Origin of the sequence: Vibrio sp. 1F169 (assembly GCF_041439605.1) — a bacterium.
Taxonomy (GTDB): Bacteria; Pseudomonadota; Gammaproteobacteria; order Enterobacterales; family Vibrionaceae; genus Vibrio; species Vibrio tasmaniensis_A.
Map to the genome: position 1 here is coordinate 77,302 of NZ_JBGOOI010000016.1, position 6,919 is coordinate 84,220.

6 protein-coding genes are annotated in these 6,919 nt (G+C 44.0%); 5 read left to right on the forward strand and 1 reads right to left on the reverse strand.

What is annotated here, in order from left to right; translation table 11 throughout:
* Positions 1–11 precede the first annotated feature (11 nt).
* Positions 12–914 carry an urea transporter gene (locus tag ACED53_RS09245; RefSeq protein ID WP_029222886.1) on the forward strand — a complete coding sequence of 301 codons (903 nt, stop codon included), beginning with the start codon at positions 12–14 and terminating at the stop codon, positions 912–914.
* A 6-nt stretch (positions 915–920) separates the two neighbouring features.
* On the opposite strand, the gene ACED53_RS09250 is transcribed toward ACED53_RS09245, so the two are convergent.
* Positions 921–1,928: an AraC family transcriptional regulator gene (locus ACED53_RS09250; RefSeq protein WP_017097042.1), complete on the reverse strand. Its 1,008-nt coding sequence runs from the start codon at positions 1,926–1,928 to the stop codon at positions 921–923.
* 134 nt (positions 1,929–2,062) lie between these two features.
* Between ACED53_RS09250 and ACED53_RS09255 the strand changes: the two genes are divergently transcribed.
* From ACED53_RS09255 to ACED53_RS09270, 4 genes are all read left to right on the forward strand, one after another.
* Entirely contained in the window at positions 2,063–2,413 is a 351-nt protein-coding gene (locus tag ACED53_RS09255; RefSeq protein ID WP_017100959.1) for an MFS transporter, read from the forward strand.
* Complete coding sequence (locus ACED53_RS09260) at positions 2,407–3,630, forward strand: HlyD family secretion protein (protein ID WP_017100960.1); 1,224 nt, start codon at positions 2,407–2,409, stop codon at positions 3,628–3,630. The genes ACED53_RS09255 and ACED53_RS09260 overlap by 7 nt, the downstream gene beginning before the upstream one ends.
* Before the next feature lie 670 nt (positions 3,631–4,300).
* Positions 4,301–5,539, forward strand: a complete 1,239-nt coding sequence (gene codB / locus ACED53_RS09265) for a cytosine permease (RefSeq protein ID WP_032499239.1) — start codon at positions 4,301–4,303, stop codon at positions 5,537–5,539.
* Positions 5,540–5,548: 9 nt separating this feature from the next.
* Positions 5,549–6,826 carry a cytosine deaminase gene (locus ACED53_RS09270; RefSeq protein ID WP_017100961.1) on the forward strand — a complete coding sequence of 426 codons (1,278 nt, stop codon included), beginning with the start codon at positions 5,549–5,551 and terminating at the stop codon, positions 6,824–6,826.
* The last annotated feature ends 93 nt before the right edge of the window (positions 6,827–6,919 follow it).

Genomic DNA, 6,919 nt, shown 5'->3' on the forward strand with positions numbered 1-6,919 from the left:
GTAGTCAGACGATGAGAACGAATAAGGATATTCTACCATTTGAAGGCTTGCTCAATGGCATTGGGCAAGTCTATTTCACTCCGTCGGTCATGACGTCGTTTCTGCTATTGTTTGCCATTTCTATTGAGTCACTTGCGCTGGCTTTTCTTACCTTGCTTGGCGCCAGTTTCAGCTACGGATTTGCCTTACTGACCAATAAACCGTCTCATGATATTGAGAATGGCATGTATGCGCTAAATGGCGCACTGATTGCTTTGTTCATCGGGAATTTTTTTGAAGTCAATGGGTGGCTGATTATAGTAGTAGCCCTCGGCTCGCTGATAACCGTACCCATCGCCAAGATCGTGTTTAGCTTTAAGAAGTATCACGGTTACACAAGTGCCTTTATCCTCACCTCTTGGCTGATTTATGCTATCCAATCAACCTTGGGGCTATCGGCGTTTTCGGCACCTGACTCCGCACTGAGGCCACTAATCAGTCTTGAGGTAGGCTCGTGGTTCAGCTTACCAACAGCGGTGCTCCCGTTATTGAAAGGGATCAGCCAAGTCAGCTTCATCGAAAATGCGTTGTCGGGGCTCGTTATCTTAATCGCCATCGCACTTAACAACCTAAAGCATGCCATTTGGGTTGTGCTAGCAGTAATAATTAGCACCATTTTTAGTAAGATGATCGGTGCTTCTAACGAATTGGTTGCCCAAGGTCTTTACGGGTACAACGCCATTCTTGCCACTCTAGCACTGGTGCTCTATCCGCGAATCCCTTGGCCGTTAATCCTATTAGGCATGCTGTTGAGCTGTCTCATCACACTTGGTTTTCATGAACGGTCACTGCTACCACTGACCGCGCCTTTTGTCCTTAGCACTTGGATAATCGTTTACCTATCCACTCATTTTAAAAAGCTAGATGAAGACTAATGATGATCAGTATTGACTATCAAAACGCTCAATATACTGCTTAGGCGTCAAACCTCGATGTTTCTTAAACATCCGATTAAAGCTCGCGACGTTGGTATAACCTAACCTCTTCGAGACCTCTTCCACTGGCACTGAATACATCAGTAGCTCTACCGCCACGTTGCTTAACGCATACCCCATAATGGTAGAAAAATTGATGCCCGATTTATGCAAACGGCGTTGAAACTGCTGCTCAGAGAGCCCTAATAAACTGGAAACCTTGTGAAGGGTTGGTAAACCAAAGTGGCGACTGTAGTTGATCATCTCATAGGTGACCTTATGTTCATCACCAGCATCTGGCATGTTTAGATAGTTATCCAAGTCATGAAAGTTCATCGCCAGATTTGCTTTACTGTTCGATAGTGATTGATTGATGGATAACCTCGATTCACTCGGGATCCAAACCTCTGTGCGAGGCTGTCCCCATTGAATCGTACAGCCGAAATATTCATGGTAGAGGTCAACATTCTCTCGACGACCGGCTATTGAAACCGCGACGGGTTTAAAGTCATCACCCAAATATCGACGTAAAATCTTCATAATGAAAACCGCGACTCTTATTGAGTCATGCACTTTACCCGTTTCTGAGTAAGCAGGATTGTCGTAGCACCATTTAATCATTGTCCCTACCTGTGCACCGTATAAGAACGCACCAGACTGTAAACAATGCAGGCCGATGTTCACTCGGCGGATCGTAGAAGCAAGATCATGTCCAGAAAAAAACCAGTTGGTTAACGGGCCTAATTTTTCAATATCCACTCGGTCAGACAGTTTCAGAATAATATCTGGATCATTAGTTTGCTGTTCAAGAAACCCATACCATTTATCGACTTCATTGACCGGAATAAGATTCATTGAGTTAGTAAACACAGACTTCGGAATACCTAAACGCTCCGTATTAACCACAGGGTTTGTGACAGCGTGTTGATAAATACCCAAAATCCCTAACGCTCTTAAGAAGTTACAATTGTTCATTAGTCGCTAACCCTTAGAAAGGAGATCATAGATCAAATCATATAATTGCCATTATCGAAGTAATTAGTAAATTTACAACCTGTAAATCCAACTTCCATCACACTCGGCGTTCAAATTTTACTTAGGGTTGATCAATGAGTTTACTAAGTGTCCCATTTGTTGGAACAGGCGCAGACACCGCATTACACGTCGTAGCTGCCGTTGTGTTGGTCGCAACAATCGCAGCTGCATGTTACGGCTTTTGGCGTGTTCATGAATTACCAATCAATAAAGCCCACAGTAAAGAGCATCACCAGCTCGGTTTAATCACAGCTTTAACTTGGATTGGCTTCATATGGCACTGGGTATGGGTACTTGCCGTCATTTTAGCGTTTGTTGATATGGAAAAAGCCATCATAAACCTGAGAGACACATGGAAAGCACCTGCGGAACCAACAGAACAACAAGTTAAGAATGATCAAGATGGGGAGAGCCAAACATGTTAGAAGGCTTAGCTCTGTGGGCACTGTTCATCTATCTACTTAGGCTTATTGGTATGCCATGGAATAAGGGCACCAAAGCATTTTCTTATCTAGGTGGTACATCATGGTTATTGTTTGTTTGGGTTGGACTCATTAACTACACGCCGATGGATCTCTCTGGAGGTTCAGTCGTTCAATCACCACACATTCAGCTACGTCCAGATTCAACCAATGTGTCAGGCAAAACAACCAAGGTTCACATTAGACCGAACCAAGACGTGATTGAAGGTCAGCTCATTTACGAAATTGATGACACCAAATATGTTATTGCGAGAGATAAGGCTAGCGTGCAACTTGAATCGGCGAACGTTGCTTTAGATACCGCTCGCCAAGAAGTGAGCATCGCTAAAGTAAGCTATCAGTCAGCGCTTGAAGATATCAAAGCCTCTGTCGCTCAGATAGAATCAGCAAAAACAGATCTTGTTCTGCAATCTAAAACACTTGACCGTTACCAAAAGCAAAACAAAGTGGTAGAACATACGATTACTGAGACTGACATCGACCAACAAACGGCAAAGGTAGACTTGGCAACGTATAACGTCACCACGTTGGAATCTCAACTGAGTAAGAAAGAAGTTGATGCTGAGAACGCGAAGTTAAACATCCACAAGGCAGAAACCAACGTCAGTAAGAAACAAACTGAGGTAGATTCGGCAAAAGCAACATTGGCTCAAGCTCAATGGGATTTGAACAGTACCAAAGTAACTGCGCCGACTGACGGCTTTGTAACTAATTTCATTCTTCGTGAAGGACAGCGAGTATCAATGATGCCTCGTATCCAAATGTACACTGAAGAAAAATACGTGTTAATGCGAGTGAATCACCAAGCTATTCGTAACGTAAAAGTGGGCCAACCTGCTGAGTTTGCAACGGCGGTATACCCAGGCAAGATATTCTCCGCAACCGTAGAAGGCATTGTTGAAGCGACGGGTGAAGCACAAGCTAGCCTATTAGGTATTGATGAACAAGTTCGTGTCACCACAGGTAGAAACCTTCAGAATAAACACCACTTTGTCCGCTTAAAAATTGACGAGGCGGAAGGTTACGATATTCCAGTCGGCTCTGTAGGGTTAGCTTGGGTAAGCGGTGAGAAGCCTATCAGCTTTATGGCGTTCCTAGACGTAATACGTGGGATCATCATTAGAATGAAGTCCCAGTTATACTTCTTCTACTCGATCTAATACTTGTTTTATCTATTTTACCGTTAGTTGCAGACAGAGCAGCAAAAATCAAAAAACTAAGCAGTATTCAGTATTCACTTTTATCGTTTATTCCTTAGTGATAAGCACCACAAATCGCAAAATGCAATTGCAAAACGCAACTACAAACTTCCAAAATGCGAACGAACCGTTTAAATACGCACCAAATTGCTATAAAACCACCATTTCACGTTACTTTAAAAGTTGGCACACTAACTGCAATGTATATATTGACCCTTCTTAAGCCGAGGGTCACCTAGCCAACTGACGTTGTTAGTGAACCTTTCTTGTTCACGATATATATAGGCCAATTGCGAGTATTGCGATTGGCCATTTTTTTGCCTGCAATTTAAGAAACATCGCCCATCCAATATACAGACACCCATTCGTAGTCATAATCGCTAGCATTCATAGTGAAGTTCAATTCTGGCTCATCACCTACGCCATAGAAAACGTTTTCTAATTATTTTTTAAGAATAAATATGAAAAGTAACCTTATGTTTTAAATGTCTATTTTTAACATAACCGCCTTAATAGATGGCTTATTGATAAAACTAGCATTGACTATGTTATTTATATCACGATAATGCGCACGTTTGCCTGCAATACGGCGACCGTTAATTTTAATTTTGAACAATTGCGGAGGTAAAAAATGGCTGCGGATAATAACTACAGTCTTGGGCCGGTTCCAACATCGGCTAGGAAAGGAGTTGCTTCACTCACCATGGTAATGCTTGGACTCACTTTCTTCTCTGCAAGTATGTGGACAGGTGGTTCACTCGGGACAGGTCTTTCTTTCAACGATTTCTTCCTCGCCGTTCTCATCGGTAACCTAATTCTTGGTATTTACACTTCTTTTCTTGGCTACATCGGCTCATCTACTGGCCTCTCTACTCATCTCCTTGCTCGTTTCTCTTTTGGTACTAAAGGCTCATGGCTTCCTTCTGCTCTACTTGGTGGTACACAAGTCGGCTGGTTTGGTGTAGGCGTTGCCATGTTCGCAATTCCGGTACAGAAAGCCACAGGCATTGATACCAACACCTTGATTATTGTGTCAGGCCTTTTGATGACAGGTACGGTGTACTTCGGTATTAAAGCGCTAATGGTGCTTTCAGCAATTGCGGTGCCCGCGATTGCAATTTTGGGTGGTTACTCAGTACTAACAGCCGTAGACAGTGTTGGTGGACTAGAGCAACTGCAGCTGATTAAGCCAGAGACGCCAATGGACTTCTCAATGGCACTAGCAATGGTTGTCGGTTCGTTTGTAAGTGCAGGTACGTTGACTGCCGATTTCGTTCGCTTCGGTAAAAAGCCAGCAAGCGCCGTGTTAATTACAATGGTCGCGTTCTTCATCGGTAACTCGCTGATGTTTATCTTCGGCGCAGCAGGCGCAGCAGCAACCGGTCAGGCTGATATTTCAGATGTGATGATCGCGCAAGGTCTACTGCTTCCAGCCATCATCGTGCTTGGCTTGAATATCTGGACAACCAATGAAAATGCACTTTATGCGTCAGGTCTGGGTTTATCTAACATCACAGGTCGCTCAAGTACTACAATGTCTATCATTAACGGCATTATCGGTACGATTTTCGCGCTTTGGTTATACAACAACTTCGTTGGTTGGTTAACCTTCCTTTCGCTAGCGATTCCACCCATTGGTGGCGTAATCATCGCCGACTTCTTCGCGAACCGTAAACGTTACAAAGATTTTGCAAATGCAGAGTTCCAAACCGTTAACTGGGCTGGCATTATCGCGGTAGCAACAGGCGTAGCCGCTGGTCACTTCCTACCTGGCATCGTTCCTTTGAATGCCGTGTTTGGTGGTGCAATCAGTTACCTCGTGCTAAATCCTCTATTGAACAAAAAAGCTCTGAAATCTCAGGCCGCTTAAGGACACACTATGACAACCTTATTAATCAAGAACGCGAAACTTCAAGACCAAGAGGGCTTGAAACAAATTCTGATTGAAAATGGTCAATTTTCTCGCATTCTCGATAATGACGCTCAAATCACTCATCAAGGTGACATCCTTGATGCTGAAGGTGGTATTGCAGTTTCTCCTTTCTGTGAACCGCACATCCACCTAGATACTACGCAAACGGCTGGAGAACCTAACTGGAACATCTCTGGTACTTTGTTTGAAGGTATTGAGCGTTGGGCTGAGCGTAAAGAATTGTTATCAATCGAAGACGTAAAGTCTCGTGCCAAGCAAACACTGAAATGGCAGATAGCTAACGGGGTTCAACACGTGCGTACACACGTTGATGTGTCAGACCCAACGTTAGTGGCGTTAAGAGCGATGGTTGAAGTCCGCGAAGAGATGAAAGAGTGGGTCGACATCCAAATCGTTGCATTCCCTCAAGAAGGCATTCTTTCATACCCCAACGGCAAAGAGTTGCTTGAAGAAGCAGTGAAGATCGGCGCTGACGTTATCGGTGCTATCCCTCACTTTGAATTCACTCGTGAATACGGTGTTGAATCTCTGCATTACGTGTTCGATCTTGCACGCAAGTACGACTGCCTGATCGATGTTCACTGTGATGAGATTGACGATGAACAATCTCGCTTTGTTGAAACGCTGGCAGCCCTTGCGCACAAATTCGAAATGGGTGAGAAGGTAACGGCAAGCCATACCACAGCAATGGGGTCTTATAACGGTGCTTACGCATCTCGCTTGTTCCGTCTATTGAAGATGTCTGGTATTAACTTCGTGGCTAACCCGTTAGTGAATATTCACTTACAGGGTCGCTTCGACGACTACCCGAAACGTCGTGGCGTAACGCGTGTTAAAGAAATGCTAGCAGCAAATATCAATGTGTGTTTCGGCCACGATGATGTGTTTGACCCATGGTACCCACTAGGTACAGCGAATATGCTTCAAGTTCTGCACATGGGACTGCACGTAACGCAAGTGATGGGCTACGACCAAATCAACACCTCACTTGATTTGATCAGCAAGAACTCAGCACGCACACTGCATATCCAAGACAACTACGGCATTGAAGAAGGTAAGCCAGGAAGCTTACTAATTCTTCCTGCAGATAACGGTTTTGATGCGGTACGTCGCCAAGTTCCGGTGCAGTACTCGATTCGCCACGGAAAAATAATCGCAGAGACTCAACCAGCTAAGACTAAAATTAATTTAGATAAGACTGAAGATATCAACTTCAAACGATAATATCGTCTATACTAACGAAGAAAAGGAGGCTTAGGCTTTAATGCCGATCAGTTAAAGCCAAAGTGATCGGTTGAAGGATCCTTCCGAGCTGTC

What these genes read in the sequence shown, in the direction of transcription:
- ACED53_RS09245 (WP_029222886.1), top strand. Translation starts at nt 12, where the DNA reads ATGAGAACGAATAAGGATATTCTACCATTTGAAGGCTTGCTCAATGGC.
- ACED53_RS09250 (WP_017097042.1), bottom strand. Translation starts at nt 1,928, where the DNA reads ATGAACAATTGTAACTTCTTAAGAGCGTTAGGGATTTTGGGTATTTAT.
- ACED53_RS09255 (WP_017100959.1), top strand. Translation starts at nt 2,063, where the DNA reads ATGAGTTTACTAAGTGTCCCATTTGTTGGAACAGGCGCAGACACCGCA.
- ACED53_RS09260 (WP_017100960.1), top strand. Translation starts at nt 2,407, where the DNA reads ATGTTAGAAGGCTTAGCTCTGTGGGCACTGTTCATCTATCTACTTAGG.
- codB (WP_032499239.1), top strand. Translation starts at nt 4,301, where the DNA reads ATGGCTGCGGATAATAACTACAGTCTTGGGCCGGTTCCAACATCGGCT.
- ACED53_RS09270 (WP_017100961.1), top strand. Translation starts at nt 5,549, where the DNA reads ATGACAACCTTATTAATCAAGAACGCGAAACTTCAAGACCAAGAGGGC.